Raw genomic sequence first — 14,273 nt, forward strand, 5'->3', positions numbered from 1 at the left:
GTGTGGTCATGGGGCGATCATTACCTTGCATTGCTCGGTGCGGCGCTTGAGGCTTTCGTAGATCGTCGGCACATCTGCAAGGCTGATCGTGTCGGTCACCATTATGCGGGGCTCGACCGCGCCCTGTTCCAGTGCTTTCAATGCCGCCTCGTATTCCGGCACGGTGAAGAAGGCGCTGGTGACGAGGCGCACCTCCTTGCTCAGCATGGCGAAGGAATTGAACGTATCGGGTTTGGTGCACAGGCCCAGCAGCAGGATCGTGCCGCGCGGGCGCACCTGGTCCACCGCTTGGGCGATGAGGCCGGGAATACCGACGCATTCGAACACGATGTCGGCCTTGCCGCCCAGCGCGCGTTCGGCGCTGCCCACCGGGTCTGCCGGATCGACCACGAAGGCATCGGCCCCCATGTCCCCGGCCCGGCCCTGCTGGAAGGGAGAGATGTCCTGCACCGCCACGCGGCCTGCCCCCATGCGCCGCGCCCAGTAAGCGACCGCCAAGCCGATGGGGCCTGCACCCAGCACCAGCACCTTGTCACCCGCCTTCAGGCCCGACAGGTTCACGCCGTGGAGCGCAACAGCCAGCGGTTCGATCAGCGCGCCATCGGCCAGGGTCAGGCCCGAAGGCAGCGGCACGCACTGGTTTGGACGGGTCACGGCATATTCGGCATAGCCGCCGCCCTGTAGGCCGAAGTTTGCGCACCATTGGACCTCGCCCTTCAGGCAGTGCTCGCAGGTGCCGCAGCTCTTCAGCGGAATAACGCTGACGAGGTCGCCCACCTTGGGTCCAGCGGTGCCCTTGCCCAGCGCCACCACCTCGCCCGCGAATTCATGCCCCAGCACGTCGCCCTTGCTGCAGCCATAGGCGGCGTCCTCGGTCATGTGCAGGTCGCTGCCGCAGATGCCGCAGCGGCCGACCTTGACCACCAGCTCGCCCGCACCGGGGGTTGGGTCGGCAATCTGCTCGAACGCCAGCGGCGTGTGCAGGCCTTGGAAGGTGACGGCCTTCATGCGCCAGGAATCCTTTTGCCAGTCTTATTCGGTTTAGATCGGACTATTCGGCCCAGATCGGCTGTTCGCCTTTGGCCACTTCGGTGGAATTGACCAGGATGAAGTTGTCCAGCACGTCTATCGTGGTGGGGAACGCCGCGCGCACGCGGGCCTGCATATCTGCCGCAGAGTTCGATTGCGCGACCAGTTGCGGCCAGGCGGCAAGGTAACGCTGCGTGAAATGCAGCCCGGACACATCGTCAGGCAAGCCGGGGCGGGCGTGGCCGGCCACCACGATGGCGGGATCGAGCGCCAGCAATTGCTCCACCGTATCGCCCCATGCCGCAACGGCAGTGGCATCATGCTCGCCCAGCCACAGGTGGACCTCGTTGAACACGATATCGCCTGCCACGAGGGCGCGGATGGCCGGAATCCACAGGACGGTGGAATGGCGGTGGTCGCCCTGCATCGGCCCCAGCACGCGCAACTCGTGCCCTTCCAGCAGGATCACATCGCTTTCCAGCGCCTGCGGGGCGGACGGGTAGGCCGGACCATTGGCTCCCAGCATCGGACTCCAGCGGACAACCTTGAACGGCAGCGAACGCCAGATGTCGGCCACCACTGTGGGGTGGGCCACGACGCGGGCATTAGGGAATGCTTCTGTCAGCACTTCCATGGCGAAGAAGTGATCGGGATGGTCGTGGGTGACGAAGATGTGGGTCAACACCTTGCCGCTATCCAGCACCATTCCCGCCACCCGGTGGGCATCGGCCAGGGTGAACGGCGGATCGACCAGCACGGCCTCCCGCTCACCCATGATGAGCGCGGAATTGACGTGGAGCGAACCTTCGCTGGTCCGCAATATTTCCAATGTCAGCGGCGGCGCGGCTTGCTGCGCGGTGGCGGGTGCGGCCAGCAGCAGGGCTGCCAGCGTCAGCAGCGCCCGCCCGACCAGCCGCCCGATCATTCGGCCGAAATCCGCAACACGGGCTTCACCACATGGCCCGCCTCGCTCGCCTCGATCGCCTCGTTGATCTCGCTGAAGTCGAAATGGCCGATCAGCTTGTCGAACGGGAAACGTCCCGCCAGGTGATGGTCGAGCAGTTCGAGCAGGAACGGAGCGCCATCGCTGTTGCCGCCCAGGATGCCCATCACTGTGCGCCCGCCGCCCATGAAGGCCGCTTCGTTGAAGGTCAGGTTGTCCGCCGGATCACTCGCGCCGACGATGCCGCAGATGCCCTTTGGCGCGAGGAGGTTCCACGCATCCTCGATCACCTTGTTGATGCCGGTGGTATCGAAGGCATAGCCGAGGCCCTGCGGCACCAGCTCCTTGATCTTGCCCACGGCATCGTCCCTGGCATTGAAGGCATGGGTCGCGCCCAGTTCCTTCGCCAGCGCCAGTCGCTCGTCGTTCACGTCGACCGCGATGATCGGGTTTGCGCCGACAATCTTCGCCGCCATGATCGCCGCCATGCCCACCGTGCCGCTGCCGAACACGGCAATCGGCAGGCCTGCGCGCACCTGCATGGCGTTGAGCACGGCGCCAGCGCCCGTCATCAAGCCGCAGCCGATGGGGGCAATCATGTCGAGCGGGATGCCATCGAAGCGTGACGGCAGGACAAAGGTGTTGCGGTCATGCGCAATGGCGTGGCTGGCGAAAGTGGACTGGCCGAAGAAGTTGGCCGCCATCGGCTCGCCCTTGTAGCGCATCGTCGGCGTGCCATCGGCTCGCGTGCCGCTCCAGTTGTGCGGGAAGAAGTTGTAGCAATAGGTCGGCGCGTCGACATCGCAACTGGGGCAGGTGCCGCAGGAATTGAAGCTCATCACCACGCGGTCGCCCGGCTTGGTTCCGGTGACCCCGCTGCCCACGGCTTCCACGATGCCTGCGCCCTCATGCCCCAGCACCACCGGCAGCGGCACCGGCAGCTGCGCATCGCGCACGGCAAGGTCGGTGTGGCAGATCCCGCAGGCGACCACGCGCACGAGGATTTCGTCCGCCGCAAGGTCCGCCAGTTCAACGGGTTCGATGGTGAAGGGATGGTCGTGCCCGCGGCAGATGGCGGCATTGGCGGTGGTGGTCATTGTCTTGTCCTCAATCGTTCAGCGGCTTGACGGAGCCAAGCTGCATGCCCCCGTCGATCATTACGTGGGCGCCGGTCATGTAACTGCCTGCATCGCTCGCCAGCAGCAGGGCGAGCGGCTTGATCTGGTAGGTTTCGGCCATGCGGCCCACCGGCACCATTTCGTCCCATGCGGCCTTGGCGGCGGGGTTCTTCTTGACCCAGCCATCGCCGATATTGGTCACGAAGGGCCCGGGCGCGATGGCGTTGACGCGGATGCCATAGGCAGCCAGTTCATAGGCGGCATGGCGCATGAAGTGCTTCACGCCCGCCTTGGCCGCCATATAGGGCACGCCGACAATCGCCTCGTTCACCTCGGCCGCATTGCTGCTGGTGATGACGATGGAACCTCCCCGCCGAGCCGTATTTGCCTTCATCACCCGCGCCGCCTCGCGCACGGTGTGGAACACGCCGTTCAGGTTGATGCCGATGGACTTGTACCAGCGGTCAGGATCGTAGACATCGATCTGGCCATCGGGATTGCGCGCGCCTTCGGGCGTCCAGAAGCCGTTGCCGACATCCAGCCCGGCATTGGCAAAGGCAATGTCGCATCCGCCATAGGCCGCTACGTGATGGTCGAAAGCGCGGGCGACTTCGGCCAGCTTCGACACGTCGCAGCTATCCCACCGCGCATCATAGCCCTGGTCCACCAGCCGGGCACATTCGCGCGCCGCACCCTCGGCATCGATATCGGTCAGGGTGACCTTCGCCCCCGCCTCGGCCAGCACTTCGGCATAGGCGAGGCCGATGCCCGACGCCGCGCCAGTAACAAGGCCCGAACGGCCGGTCAGGTCGAACTGGTCGAGGGTCTTGGGTTCGCTGCTCACAGATAGAGCTGCCGGTTGATCTCCAGCCCGTTCTCTTTGCAGTAGGTCTCGTAGTGGTTCATGAACCACCACACATCGAGCGTTTCGACGAAGTTGCCCTGGTCGTCGTAGAACTCGTTGGCGCCCTGCATCCAGAAGAAGGCCTTCATGCCATCGGGCTCGTCGGTGACGAGGGTGTGCGCGTGGCCGGGGAATTCGGTGATGAATTCGCCGGGGCGGCAGACCCAGTCATATTCGAGATAGCGGAAGCTGCCTTCCAGCCCGATCGCCCAGACCATGCCGCGATGCTTGTGCGTGCCGATCACGCCGGGGCTCTTGATCCACAGCACGTTGGCATAGACGTTGTTGCGCACATCGAAGGCCAGGTGACGGATGGCGGCGTTGTCGCCGAAGGGAACCCACGGGCTCTCCTCCTCCGACAGGCCGACATAGGTGCCCGACACGCAATACTTGTCGAGCATGTTGGCGTGGGGCTCGGGCACCGAAACGATCTTGAACGCGCCCGAAGGCGGGGCCTTGATTCCGCCCAGAGATGATTTGGGCTTGGATTTTTCCTGCGTGGCCATGTTTGCTTCTCCCTTACAGGTACAGCTTGGGGTTGAGCGGGATGCCGTGTTCCTTGCAGTGGTTCTCGTAGTGTTCGATGAACCACCACACATCGACCGTGTCCAGGTAGGTGCCCTGGGCATCGTAGAATTCGATCGGGCCGTTCATCCAGCCGAACAGCTTGCAGCCTTCGGGATGTTCGGTGACCAGCGTGTGCGCCTCGCCCGGGGTCTCCAGGATCAGGCCGCCCGGCGTGCCGAGCCAATCATATTCCAGATAGCGGACCGACCCCGTCAGCGTGACCATGGTCACCGTGCCGCGATGCAGGTGGGTGCCGATGGTACCCGGGCCCTTCATCCACAGGATGTTGGAATAGGTGTTGGTGCGCACATCGAAGCTCAGGTGCTTGATCGCGGCATTGTCGCCGAAGGGAACCCACGGGGAATCCACATCGGTCTCGGCATCGACATAGCGTCCGCCGGGGCTGAGGCGGGCCACGGTCTCGCGATAGGCCCATGGCACATCGACGATTTCCTTGGTGTCGGACGGCGGGGCTTTCAATTTGGTAGCCATTGCAGGATTCTCCCTTAGCGGATCAATGTATCGACATAGTCGGCACCGATGCCGACAGCGTCGTAATGGTCGCGGGCCATCTTCATGTAGTCGAACACGTCGAAATGGCCGACCGTGTTGCCCTGTTCGTCGAGCCACATTAGCGGGCCTGACACGACGAAAAATACCTTCATCGGGTCAGGGTGCTCGTAAGCGACCAGGGTGTGGCTTTCGCCGGGTGTCTCGTAGATGAAATCGCCCGCCGTGGCGGTCCAGTCGTGCTCCAGATAGGCCCACTTGCCGCTGATGGTGTAGGCCCAGATGGGCTTGGGGTGATAATGCCGGTTCACGATGCACGGCTTGGTGGCCATCAGCACGTCGGCCCACATGTTCAGCGTGGGACTGATCCACACGGGCTTGGAATAGACATCGTCCACGATGGGCACCCAGTACTTGGGATCACCCTCGGCAATCTTGGCCATATAGGCTTCGGGCATGGCACCGGGCCGCAGGGAATGCGGAACGGGCGGGGTACCGGCCCACGGCTCGGTAGTGGGTGCTTCAGGCATGTGCGCTCTCCTATCGGTCCCTTTGGCGGGACTCGCTGTTATTCAGCCGTCACCCTAACAGCCGTTACGATGCGACGGAAGGGAGTCCTCGCTTTGCCAGCACGGCAGGTGCCGTTTCCTTCAGGCCCATGGCGACAAAGCCGCTGACCAGCGCCAGGCCCATCAGCACCCACAGGAAGGTGGGCAGGCCGAAGGTATCGTTGAGCATGCCTGCGACCGGCGGGCCGAACACGCCTCCCAGCACTTCGCAGCTACCCATGGCAAGGCCCAGCACCGTGGCATGGTGGCGGGCGCTGAAGGTCTCCGAAGGGATCGTGGCCATGAAGATCGGGAAGATGCCGTTGACCGCCCAGCCGACGAAGAAGATCGCCACCAGGATCAGCACCGGCCCGTCGAAATAGAGCGCGCCCAGCGGGCCGGCGATCGACAGGAACGGCAGCACCACCATCACCGGCTTGCGGCCGATAATGTCCGACAGGCCCGAAATGACGATGGAATAGATCGCCGCAGCAATGCCGAGGCTGCCCATCACCCAGCTCATCGTGGTGGGATCCATGCCTTTGCCCTGAACCAGATAGAGCGGCATGAAAGCCCAGGTGATGACGAAGTGTGCCACCATCAGCACGCCCACGACCACGCAGATCCACATGTTGCGGACCTTCAGCGCATCCATGATCGACAGCTTGTCGGCGGCTTCGGCTGCCGTGGGGGTGGGGGCGGGCTCGGGCTCGCGCAGCATGAACCAGATCAGTGCCGCCGACACCAGGCCGGGCAAGGCGGCAAGGTAGAACGCCTCGCGCCAGCTGAACATTGTGGCAAAGGCGACCAGCACCACCGGCGCGGCAAAGCTGCCCAGCAGGTTGGAACCAAGGTTCTGCGCCACGCCCTGCGCAAGGCCACGCCGCGCCGGGTTCACTTCGCTTGCCACCATGGCATGGCTGATCGGCATCACGCCACCTTCGGCCGCGCCCATCAGCAGGCGGGCGGCAAAGAGGAACAGGAAGCTGGTGGCCAGGCCCGACAGGAACGAACAGAGCGAGAAAGCGATGGTGGCGATGATCAGCAGGATCTTGCGCTTGCCCAGGCTGTCAGACAGCTTGCCCACGAAGAAGGCGGCGATGGCCCAGCTGAAGCTGAGGCCGCCGGCCAGCAAGCCGATCTGGGTGCCCGACAGCCCCAGCTCTTCCTCCACCCCCATCGGCATCAGCACATTGAGCGCCTGCCGGTCGAAGAACACGATGCCGAAGTTGATGCTCAGCAGGAATACCAGCAGGAACTGGTAGCCGGGCGAATTCTTCTGCCAGTTGGCCTGGCGTGGTGCGGTGTCGGTCGTGGTGGCCATGTTTCTTGGGTCCTCAGGCGAAAGGTCGGATGGGGTCGCGGCCGTCCCATTGGCGGCTCGCTTCCCAGAAGCGGGTGAAGGTTTCGTCCATGCCGGGGGTTACCGGCAAGAGTTCGATGAAGCCGAGCGATCGCCCGGTGCCGTTGTCGAGATAGACCACTTCGCCGCCCGTCGGCACGGCAGCGCGATAGGCTTCGACATAGCCACGCTGCTGGTATGCGCGGCTGGCGGCCTCCACATCGTCGCAGGCAATGCCGACGTGGTGATAGCCGTACCCACGCAGCGCGATGGTTTCGCGATAGACGCTGGGGTTGTCGTCCAGCGGCTGGATCAGCTCGATCATCATGTGGCCGGCAAAACCCATGGCCAGGGTGACATCGGCGGTGCTCGGGCTTCCGCGATAGGTCTGGCCCGGCACCAGCAGGTTGGGCAACACGAAGAACGGCCCCGCGCCCATGTCGGCCACCCAGTGGCAGATCGCGGTGGGGAGATCGGGCACGATAAAGGCCGTCTGCGCGACGCCTCCCATCGGCTGGCCGAAGCCCAGCTCTGCTGCCATCGAATCCTCCCCTGCCGCCGGTATTTTCCGGTCAAGCCTCCCCGTGGCTCGCCAATCGCGCTGACAAAGTCAATCTCGCTGTGCTAACAACGCGGCAGGAGAGTAGAGGAAAGATGCACATGGCCACCCAGTTGAAACCCGCAACCGACAAGCCGCCGATGGATTGTTCCGCCGAAGAATGGCAGGCGCGGCTGGAGCTTGCCGCCTGCTATCGCATCTTCGATCACATGGGCTGGTGCGAAGGCATCTACAACCACATCACCCTGCGCATTCCGGGAGAACGCGATGCCTTCCTGATCAACCCTTTCGGCCTGATGTGGGACGAGGTGACCGCGTCGAACCTCATCAAGATCGATGGCGAGGGCAACAAGCTGGCCCCCAGCGAGCACCATGTGAACCTGGCCGGTTTTACCCAGCACGCCACCTTCCACAAGGCGCTCGACTGGGCCCATGCCATTGTCCACACCCACACGCCCGATACCATGGCGGTATGCTGTTCGAAGGAAGGGCTGCAGCCGACCAATTTCTATTCGTGCTTCTTCGAGGGCCTCGTCGGCTACCACGATTTCGAAGGCATCACCGTGCGCGCGGAAGAGGGCGAGCGGCTGGTGCGCAACCTTGGCAACCGGCAGGTGCTGATGCTGCGCAACCACGGCCCGGTGCTGATGGGCAAGACCATCTACGAGATGTTCTTCCTTTATTACATGTTCCAGCGCGCCTGCGAGGTGCAGGTGAAGACCCTGTCGATGGGCGAGGCGATTACCGTGCCGCCCGAAGTGATCGAGGTCCACCAGCGCGACCGCGACCTGATGCTGGTGGACGATTTCGGCAAGCTTGATTTCAAGGCCTGGACCCGGCGGATCGACAAGATCGATTCCTCCTGGCGCAACTGAGGCAAGCCTGACTCGCGATGCCTGCGCTCACCGTCAACGACCGGCCGGTCATGTTCGACATGGATTCGCAGACGCCCCTGTTGTGGGCGCTGCGCGATGCGGCCAACCTCACCGGCACCAAATACGGCTGCGGGGTGGGCGACTGCGGCGCCTGCATGGTGCTGATCGATGGCGAGGCACTGCGTAGCTGCCTTGTCACCCTGGCCGAGGCGGAGGGGCGGTTTGTTACCACCATCGAAGGCCTGAGCCGCGATCGCAGCCATCCGGTGCAGCAGGCCATGGTGGCCGAACAGGCGATCCAGTGCGGGTTCTGCACGCCGGGCATAGTGATCGCGGCGGCGGGGCTACTGGCGCGCAATCCCTCGCCCAGCGAGGAGGACATCGTGGCCGCCGTGCCCAACCTGTGCCGCTGCGGAGTCTATCCCCGGCTGGTCTCTGCAATCCAGCGCGCCGGGCGGGTGGCGCGTCGGCGCGAACGGATCAGTGCCGCGCCCGCTCCCGGCATCGATCCGGCTGATGCCGCCCGCGCGGTCCCGGCGATGGGAACGGGCGATGCAGCGTCGATGGAGGAAGCAGAATGAAAGCGACCATCTGGCACAATCCGCGCTGCAGCAAGTCGCGCAATGCGCTGCAATTGCTGCGGGACAACGGATACGAGGTGGACGTGATCGAATACCTGCGCGATCCGCCTACGCGCGCCACTCTGGCCCGGCTCTATGCATCAGCGGGGATGGAACCAGCCCAAGGGCTGCGCATTACCGGCACTGATGCAGTGGCGCGTGGCTTGCCAAACGCCTCGGCTGACGAGGTGCTCGATGCCATGGCGGCAGATCCGTCGCTGATCGAGCGGCCCTTGGTAGAGACGGGCAAAGGCGTGCGGCTGGGCCGTCCGACCGAACAACTGCAGGAGATCATGTGACTGTCTTTCGGGACAGATCGCCGACAAGCCATTGCCAAGCGGCTGCACATTTGCAATCTCGCTGGCAATCCTCATAGGCGCACAGGCGTCGACACGTTGCAGGAGCAGGCAATTTTCCTATGAATGGCAATGAACTGGCCGAACAGCGGGTGTTGCCGCGCCTGCTGGGCAGGATCACGCGTGCGATGGGCCCGGCAGGGGTTTTCTTCCAGGGCTTCCTCGAGCATCCGCGCATGGTCGGCGCCATGCTCCCCTCTAGCCCGGCGGTGGTCAAGGCCATGCTGTCGCGGGTCGATTGGCCCAGCACCCGCCTGTTCATCGAATATGGCCCCGGCGTGGGCACCTTCTGCCAGCCGGTGCTCGACCGCCTGCCGCGCGACGGCGAACTGCTGGTGATCGACACCAACCCGCTATACATTGATTATCTGCGCCGCACGATTACCGACAGCCGGTTCCACGCAGTGCTCGGTTCGGCCGAGGATGTGGAGGAAATCGTCCGCTCGATCGGCCACGACAAGGCGGACTACGTGCTGTCTGGCCTGCCGTTTTCCACCCTGCCGGATGGCGTGGGACAGGCGATTGTCGCTGCCACGGCGCGGGTCATCCGCCAGGGCGGGGCCTTCCTGACATACCAGTACAGGCACTCCGCACTCGAGTTCACCATGCGCCATTTCCCGCGCGTGGAAACGGCCAAGGTCTGGGCCAATATCCCGCGCTGCCTGCTTGCCTGGGGCTGGCAGGACTAGGCTGGTTTAGCCGCCAGTCGAACAGCCTAGTCGAACACTGCGGTCGCCCCGCCAGGGACAGCGCCGGACAACTGGCGGTGGATCGCTGCCAGCACCGCGACCATTACTGCCACCAGGCCCATGGTCAGCACCCCGCCGCCGACCGCGCTGACGATCAGTCCGACTTCCTCGCCCAGTAGTGAAGCCGCCGCGAACACCATGCCGGCAACTAGCGAAATGACGAGGAACGCCACGATCAGCAGCAGGATGAAGCCGAAGATCCTCAGCGAGTTGCTCTTGGTCAGCCGCCACGATCGCTTGAGCGCGGTGAGCGGGTTCATCTCGCGTTCGATCCCGATGACCGGCGTTACCAGGATGAGCTTGATCATCGCATAGACCAGGCCGACCAGCAGGATCAGTCCCGCGATGCCAGCCGCCACCGGCGAGGCCGATGCCAGCAGCAGGAAGACCATGGCCAAGGCCAGGTAGCCGAAGACGATGATAAGCTGGGTGGCGATGTAGGTCGGCAAGGCGCGCAGGCCGAAGCCCAGCGCTTCGCCCACCGTGGGGCGGGAGCGGTCGGTCAGCAGGGCCAGCAGGCCAATGGTGCCGATGGCCTGCGCCAGGCCGATCAGAAGGAACATCCACCATACGTCCTGGAACCAGGCGCCCATCTCGGCGGAAAGCTGGGCCATGACCTGATCCGGGTTGGCCTGAACGCCCGGAGGGGGTGTTGCCGCAGCTGGTGCCTGCGGAGCGAATAGCGACATGGCGACGTTGGGCAGCAGGAAGAACACCCCTGCAACGACTGCCACGACCTGCCGGTTGGCGGAAAGCATGGCGACCGCATCATTCCATGCCCGGCCCATGTCCAGCTTGATTGCCATTGTTCATTCGTCCCTTCGATCGCCTTTGCGCTTGATAAGCCGGTCAACAGGTTGCACGCAACAGGCAGCCTGCCATGATGCACGATCTTCCCTTTCCCGAATGGCGCGTATCGCCCCAACAGGTGCCCTATCGCGAGGCGCTGGCCGAACAGGAAGCGCGGGCGGCCGCCATCCGCAGCGGCTCGGCGGGCGAACTCATCTGGCTGCTGGACCATCCGCCAGTCTATACCGCCGGGACCAGCGCCGACCCCGCCGAAGTGCTCGATGCGCGGTTCGACGTGGTGGAGACCGGGCGCGGCGGGCGGCATACCTATCACGGGCCGGGCCAGCGGGTGACCTATGTCCTGCTGGACCTGGCCAAGCGCGGGGGCGACGTGCGGCGGTTCGTCCACGGGCTGGAAAGCTGGGTGATCGCCACGCTCGGCAACTTCGGCGTGGAAAGCTGGGCCGTGCCCGACCGCGTCGGCATCTGGACCCGCGACATCGACGGGCGCGAGGCCAAGATCGGCGCCATCGGCGTGCGCGTACGGCGCTGGGTGACGATGCACGGCTTTGCGGTGAACCTGTCGCCCGATCTCACCCATTTCACCGGCATCGTGCCCTGCGGCATCGCCGAATATGGCGTCACCAGCATGGAACGGCTCGGCATTGCCCTTGCGCCGGGGGAATGGGATGAGGCATTGCGCAGCACCAGCGGCGCCTTCCTTGCTGCTTTGGGAGAATGACTGTGATGACCGCCCCGCGCCTGTCCTACCTCGCTCCTGCTGCGGCACTGCTCGTGCTGCTGGCCGCCTGCACGGACGATGCGCCGGTAGAAGAGACGGGCGGCAGCGCTTCGGGCGAGATCCTGCCCGGCTCGATCAGCGATGAAATGATCGCATCCGACACCCTGCAATCGCAGCCGCCGCTGATGGCGGACGAACCGCGCTCGACCGGCACGGCTGGCGGCGGTGCGGCGGATGAGGGTGCGGAGGGCTCGGAAGAGGGCGCGGCCGAAGCTGTGTCTGCGGTCGAAGAGGCCGAAGCCGAGTAGGCTAGTCAGACCTGCCCCAGCAGCCGTTTCGCCCGCTGCAGGTGCGGCGTTTCCACCATCCGCCCGTCCAGCGCCAGCGCGCCCGCGCCCGGATTGGCGGCGAACAAGTCCACCATGGCGCGCGCTTCTGCCAGTTGCCCTGCCGATGGAGTGAAGGCGGCGTTGATCACCGGCACCTGGTCGGGATGGATTGCCAGCATCCCGGCGAACCCGTCGGCAAAGCTGTCTGCAGCAAGGCGCTTCAGCGTGTCGAGATCCCGGTATTCGGCATGGAGCGTATCCACCGGCGCCAACCCGCGGGCATGGGCGGCCAGCAGAACCTGGGCGCGCACCATGCGGAACACGTCGGTCCAGAGACCTGCACCGTCGCGCTTGCGGCTCGCGCTCAGCGCAGCGGCAAGGTCTTCCGCGCCCCAGGTGAGACCGGCAAGACGCGGCATGTCCTCGCGGGCGAATTCGCCGATGTTCAGGGCCGATTGCGGGGTTTCGCCCAGCATCGGCAGCACGCGGGTGGAACCGGGCTGGATACCGCTGCGCTGCTCCACTTCATAGATTTCGGCCGCCAGCATCCGCATCTCGTCCATTCCCAGCGCCTTGGGCACCACCAGACCATCGGGCCGCGCGCGCATCACTTGCGCCAGGTCATCGCGCCACAGGTGCCCGCCGACCGGATTGATCCGCACCCAGCGCTGGAACTGCCCGCCCGACACCACCTGCTGGCGGTGCGCGTTGAGCCACTGCACCACCATTTCGCGCGCCAGCCCCTTGGACTGCGGGGCGACCGCGTCCTCCAGGTCCACCACCACCACATCGGCGCCGCATCCGGCCACCTTGGCCAGCTTGGCTTCGCTGTCGCCGGGGACGAACAGCCAGGAACGGGTCTTCATAGGCAATGCTCCGGGGCCAGCAAATTGGGGCCAGCGCGACACTCGCTGCGGCTGATACCAGAGCGGCCCTTAGGGGCAAAACCCTAAGAGCTTGGTGAAAGTGCGCGGTTAAAGGCGGTAAAGCTGTTTTCGAGCGTGGCGAGGTCCGGGCCGGTCAGCACGGTGCGGGCCTGTTCGATCAGGCGGCGGCCTTCCAGCCGCAGCACTTCGCGCCTGGCTGGCGAGGCGATCGGGGCGGCGGCATTTTCCAGGCAGTCGAACATCACCATGGCGGCGATGCGGCTGGTTGCCGCCGCAGAACGGAAGGCACCGAATCCGCGCGCAACGTAATGGGCGAAATCGTCGGTCAGGGGCCATACGCGGCATGGCTCGCCATCATCCTCGCCGATCCGCTTTTCGAGGCTCCGGGTGCCCAGTTCCGCCGTAGCCGCGCCCAGCCAGTGCAGCGCGGTGATGGCGGTAAAGGGATCGTTGATGCCCGGCGACAGGGCGCGCAGGCCGATCTCGACCAGTTCGTCGATCAGGAACTGCGCATCCTGTTCGGGCGTGCGTGATGCACCCAGCGAGAAATGCTCGTGGATCGCACCGCACAGATCGTCGGTCGGGCCGATGCCGCACAGTTCGGCCATCACTACACCGGGATGGACGAAATCGCCGGTCCGCACTTTCAGTACGATGTCGCGGTCCGCCTCGCGCCCCAACCGGTCGAGCGCGGCAAAATCGACCAGTTGGATATAGCCCGCCTTGTTGGCATGGACCGGCACGCCCGTGGGGCGCGCGCCATTGGCGTCGCCATCGCCCTGTTCGGGATAGGTCTTGTGCACGGCCTCGATCAGCCGCTTGCCGATACCTTTCAGCACGTTGTCGATGCGGATGCCCGATGGCACATGGTTGAGGAAATAGACCAGCACGCCGATCGCCACGGCCAGTAGGATATAGGCCACCAGCAAGCTCAGCTGCGGCACGAAGCCGGACTGGACGGTGGCATCGGCAGCTTCGGCAAAGATGCTTGCCGTCTCGTCCTCGCCGCGCACCGCGCGCAGCACGGTGATGGCATAGACGAAGGTGCCGATGAAGGTGGCTAGGGAGAACTGGTTGCCCTTGTCCTCCATGAAATTGGTCAGCAGGCGCGGGCCATAGGTGCCGCTGGCATAGCTCACCGCCACGATGGTGATGGAAAACACGGTGGAGGCGACCGCGATCATCGCGCTGGCCATCACCGTCAGCGTGCGGCTGGCGCCATCCGGCCGCGCCTGGGTGAACCACGACAGGTCATCGAGGAAGTCGGCCGCCCCGCTGCGGTCGATCCACACCAGCAGGAATGCCAGCGCCGCGCCGATCACCGCGAACAGAGCAGGATAGAACCAGTAGTTCGCGTTCAGGCGGGCCCAGAGCCAGCGGATTTGAGCTGTCATAGGTTAAGGAAC

At 64.7% G+C, this 14,273-nt stretch carries 18 protein-coding genes; 6 read left to right on the forward strand and 12 right to left on the reverse strand.

The annotated features are described in order from the left end of the window. Positions 1–6: 6 nt before the first annotated feature. The 9 genes from M3P36_RS07415 to M3P36_RS07455 all read right to left on the reverse strand — a co-directional run bounded on the left by M3P36_RS07415 (position 7) and on the right by M3P36_RS07455 (position 7,502). Entirely contained in the window at positions 7–1,008 is a 1,002-nt protein-coding gene (locus M3P36_RS07415) for an alcohol dehydrogenase catalytic domain-containing protein (protein WP_249702613.1), read from the reverse strand. A 43-nt stretch (positions 1,009–1,051) separates the two neighbouring features. Continuing rightward, the gene (locus M3P36_RS07420; RefSeq protein ID WP_249702614.1) at positions 1,052–1,954 is read right to left on the reverse strand and encodes an MBL fold metallo-hydrolase; all 903 of its coding nucleotides are present in this window, start codon (positions 1,952–1,954) and stop codon (positions 1,052–1,054) included. Then, positions 1,951–3,069 (reverse strand): NAD(P)-dependent alcohol dehydrogenase, encoded by a 1,119-nt coding sequence (locus M3P36_RS07425; protein WP_249702615.1) that lies wholly within the window; start codon positions 3,067–3,069, stop codon positions 1,951–1,953. The genes M3P36_RS07420 and M3P36_RS07425 overlap by 4 nt, the downstream gene beginning before the upstream one ends. Before the next feature lie 10 nt (positions 3,070–3,079). Next, a complete protein-coding gene (locus M3P36_RS07430; protein ID WP_249702616.1) occupies positions 3,080–3,934 on the reverse strand; it encodes an SDR family oxidoreductase in 855 nt (284 codons plus the stop codon). After that, complete coding sequence (locus M3P36_RS07435; RefSeq protein ID WP_249702617.1) at positions 3,931–4,500, reverse strand: 2,4'-dihydroxyacetophenone dioxygenase family protein; 570 nt, start codon at positions 4,498–4,500, stop codon at positions 3,931–3,933. The genes M3P36_RS07430 and M3P36_RS07435 overlap by 4 nt, the downstream gene beginning before the upstream one ends. Positions 4,501–4,513: 13 nt before the next feature. Further along, positions 4,514–5,053: a 2,4'-dihydroxyacetophenone dioxygenase family protein gene (locus M3P36_RS07440; protein WP_249702618.1), complete on the reverse strand. Its 540-nt coding sequence runs from the start codon at positions 5,051–5,053 to the stop codon at positions 4,514–4,516. A gap of 14 nt (positions 5,054–5,067) precedes the next feature. Beyond that, on the reverse strand, positions 5,068–5,601 hold the full coding sequence (locus tag M3P36_RS07445; RefSeq protein ID WP_249702619.1) for a 2,4'-dihydroxyacetophenone dioxygenase family protein: 534 nt from the start codon (positions 5,599–5,601) through the stop codon (positions 5,068–5,070). A 64-nt stretch (positions 5,602–5,665) separates the two neighbouring features. Then, the gene (locus M3P36_RS07450; RefSeq protein WP_249702620.1) at positions 5,666–6,943 is read right to left on the reverse strand and encodes an MFS transporter; all 1,278 of its coding nucleotides are present in this window, start codon (positions 6,941–6,943) and stop codon (positions 5,666–5,668) included. 13 nt (positions 6,944–6,956) lie between these two features. After that, positions 6,957–7,502 carry a VOC family protein gene (locus tag M3P36_RS07455; RefSeq protein WP_249702621.1) on the reverse strand — a complete coding sequence of 182 codons (546 nt, stop codon included), beginning with the start codon at positions 7,500–7,502 and terminating at the stop codon, positions 6,957–6,959. A 119-nt stretch (positions 7,503–7,621) separates the two neighbouring features. Between M3P36_RS07455 and M3P36_RS07460 the strand changes: the two genes are divergently transcribed. The 4 genes from M3P36_RS07460 (at position 7,622) to M3P36_RS07475 (ending at position 10,060) form a co-directional block, all read left to right on the forward strand. Then, a complete protein-coding gene (locus tag M3P36_RS07460; protein WP_249702622.1) occupies positions 7,622–8,395 on the forward strand; it encodes a class II aldolase/adducin family protein in 774 nt (257 codons plus the stop codon). Between the two features lie 17 nt (positions 8,396–8,412). Next, positions 8,413–8,976 (forward strand): (2Fe-2S)-binding protein, encoded by a 564-nt coding sequence (locus tag M3P36_RS07465; protein WP_249702623.1) that lies wholly within the window; start codon positions 8,413–8,415, stop codon positions 8,974–8,976. Next, entirely contained in the window at positions 8,973–9,314 is a 342-nt protein-coding gene (arsC, locus tag M3P36_RS07470) for an arsenate reductase (glutaredoxin) (protein WP_249702624.1), read from the forward strand. Before M3P36_RS07465 ends, arsC begins: the two co-directional genes overlap by 4 nt. A gap of 119 nt (positions 9,315–9,433) precedes the next feature. After that, positions 9,434–10,060 (forward strand): class I SAM-dependent methyltransferase, encoded by a 627-nt coding sequence (locus tag M3P36_RS07475; protein WP_249702625.1) that lies wholly within the window; start codon positions 9,434–9,436, stop codon positions 10,058–10,060. A gap of 26 nt (positions 10,061–10,086) precedes the next feature. On the opposite strand, the gene M3P36_RS07480 is transcribed toward M3P36_RS07475, so the two are convergent. Beyond that, positions 10,087–10,926 (reverse strand): glycerophosphoryl diester phosphodiesterase membrane domain-containing protein, encoded by an 840-nt coding sequence (locus tag M3P36_RS07480; RefSeq protein WP_249702626.1) that lies wholly within the window; start codon positions 10,924–10,926, stop codon positions 10,087–10,089. Positions 10,927–11,000: 74 nt separating this feature from the next. Between M3P36_RS07480 and lipB the strand changes: the two genes are divergently transcribed. Both lipB and M3P36_RS07490 read left to right on the forward strand, forming a co-directional pair. After that, positions 11,001–11,651, forward strand: a complete 651-nt coding sequence (gene lipB, locus M3P36_RS07485; RefSeq protein ID WP_502798368.1) for a lipoyl(octanoyl) transferase LipB — start codon at positions 11,001–11,003, stop codon at positions 11,649–11,651. Positions 11,652–11,656: 5 nt separating this feature from the next. Then, positions 11,657–11,959, forward strand: a complete 303-nt coding sequence (locus M3P36_RS07490) for a hypothetical protein (RefSeq protein ID WP_249702627.1) — start codon at positions 11,657–11,659, stop codon at positions 11,957–11,959. 5 nt (positions 11,960–11,964) lie between these two features. Here the strand turns inward: M3P36_RS07490 and M3P36_RS07495 are convergent, their stop codons facing one another. Together M3P36_RS07495 and M3P36_RS07500 are read right to left on the reverse strand one after the other, a co-directional pair. Further along, positions 11,965–12,846: an HpcH/HpaI aldolase/citrate lyase family protein gene (locus M3P36_RS07495; RefSeq protein WP_249702628.1), complete on the reverse strand. Its 882-nt coding sequence runs from the start codon at positions 12,844–12,846 to the stop codon at positions 11,965–11,967. An 83-nt stretch (positions 12,847–12,929) separates the two neighbouring features. Beyond that, positions 12,930–14,261: a DUF2254 domain-containing protein gene (locus M3P36_RS07500; protein WP_249702629.1), complete on the reverse strand. Its 1,332-nt coding sequence runs from the start codon at positions 14,259–14,261 to the stop codon at positions 12,930–12,932. Positions 14,262–14,273 lie beyond the last annotated feature (12 nt).

Source organism: Altererythrobacter sp. KTW20L (assembly GCF_023501975.1).
In the GTDB taxonomy this organism is placed as follows: Bacteria; Pseudomonadota; Alphaproteobacteria; order Sphingomonadales; family Sphingomonadaceae; genus Alteraurantiacibacter.

What these genes read in the sequence shown, in the direction of transcription:
- M3P36_RS07415 (WP_249702613.1), bottom strand. Translation starts at nt 1,008, where the DNA reads ATGAAGGCCGTCACCTTCCAAGGCCTGCACACGCCGCTGGCGTTCGAG.
- M3P36_RS07420 (WP_249702614.1), bottom strand. Translation starts at nt 1,954, where the DNA reads ATGATCGGGCGGCTGGTCGGGCGGGCGCTGCTGACGCTGGCAGCCCTG.
- M3P36_RS07425 (WP_249702615.1), bottom strand. Translation starts at nt 3,069, where the DNA reads ATGACCACCACCGCCAATGCCGCCATCTGCCGCGGGCACGACCATCCC.
- M3P36_RS07435 (WP_249702617.1), bottom strand. Translation starts at nt 4,500, where the DNA reads ATGGCCACGCAGGAAAAATCCAAGCCCAAATCATCTCTGGGCGGAATC.
- M3P36_RS07440 (WP_249702618.1), bottom strand. Translation starts at nt 5,053, where the DNA reads ATGGCTACCAAATTGAAAGCCCCGCCGTCCGACACCAAGGAAATCGTC.
- M3P36_RS07445 (WP_249702619.1), bottom strand. Translation starts at nt 5,601, where the DNA reads ATGCCTGAAGCACCCACTACCGAGCCGTGGGCCGGTACCCCGCCCGTT.
- M3P36_RS07450 (WP_249702620.1), bottom strand. Translation starts at nt 6,943, where the DNA reads ATGGCCACCACGACCGACACCGCACCACGCCAGGCCAACTGGCAGAAG.
- M3P36_RS07455 (WP_249702621.1), bottom strand. Translation starts at nt 7,502, where the DNA reads ATGGCAGCAGAGCTGGGCTTCGGCCAGCCGATGGGAGGCGTCGCGCAG.
- M3P36_RS07460 (WP_249702622.1), top strand. Translation starts at nt 7,622, where the DNA reads ATGGCCACCCAGTTGAAACCCGCAACCGACAAGCCGCCGATGGATTGT.
- M3P36_RS07465 (WP_249702623.1), top strand. Translation starts at nt 8,413, where the DNA reads ATGCCTGCGCTCACCGTCAACGACCGGCCGGTCATGTTCGACATGGAT.
- arsC (WP_249702624.1), top strand. Translation starts at nt 8,973, where the DNA reads ATGAAAGCGACCATCTGGCACAATCCGCGCTGCAGCAAGTCGCGCAAT.
- M3P36_RS07475 (WP_249702625.1), top strand. Translation starts at nt 9,434, where the DNA reads ATGAATGGCAATGAACTGGCCGAACAGCGGGTGTTGCCGCGCCTGCTG.
- M3P36_RS07480 (WP_249702626.1), bottom strand. Translation starts at nt 10,926, where the DNA reads ATGGCAATCAAGCTGGACATGGGCCGGGCATGGAATGATGCGGTCGCC.
- lipB (WP_502798368.1), top strand. Translation starts at nt 11,001, where the DNA reads ATGATGCACGATCTTCCCTTTCCCGAATGGCGCGTATCGCCCCAACAG.
- M3P36_RS07490 (WP_249702627.1), top strand. Translation starts at nt 11,657, where the DNA reads ATGACCGCCCCGCGCCTGTCCTACCTCGCTCCTGCTGCGGCACTGCTC.
- M3P36_RS07495 (WP_249702628.1), bottom strand. Translation starts at nt 12,846, where the DNA reads ATGAAGACCCGTTCCTGGCTGTTCGTCCCCGGCGACAGCGAAGCCAAG.
- M3P36_RS07500 (WP_249702629.1), bottom strand. Translation starts at nt 14,261, where the DNA reads ATGACAGCTCAAATCCGCTGGCTCTGGGCCCGCCTGAACGCGAACTAC.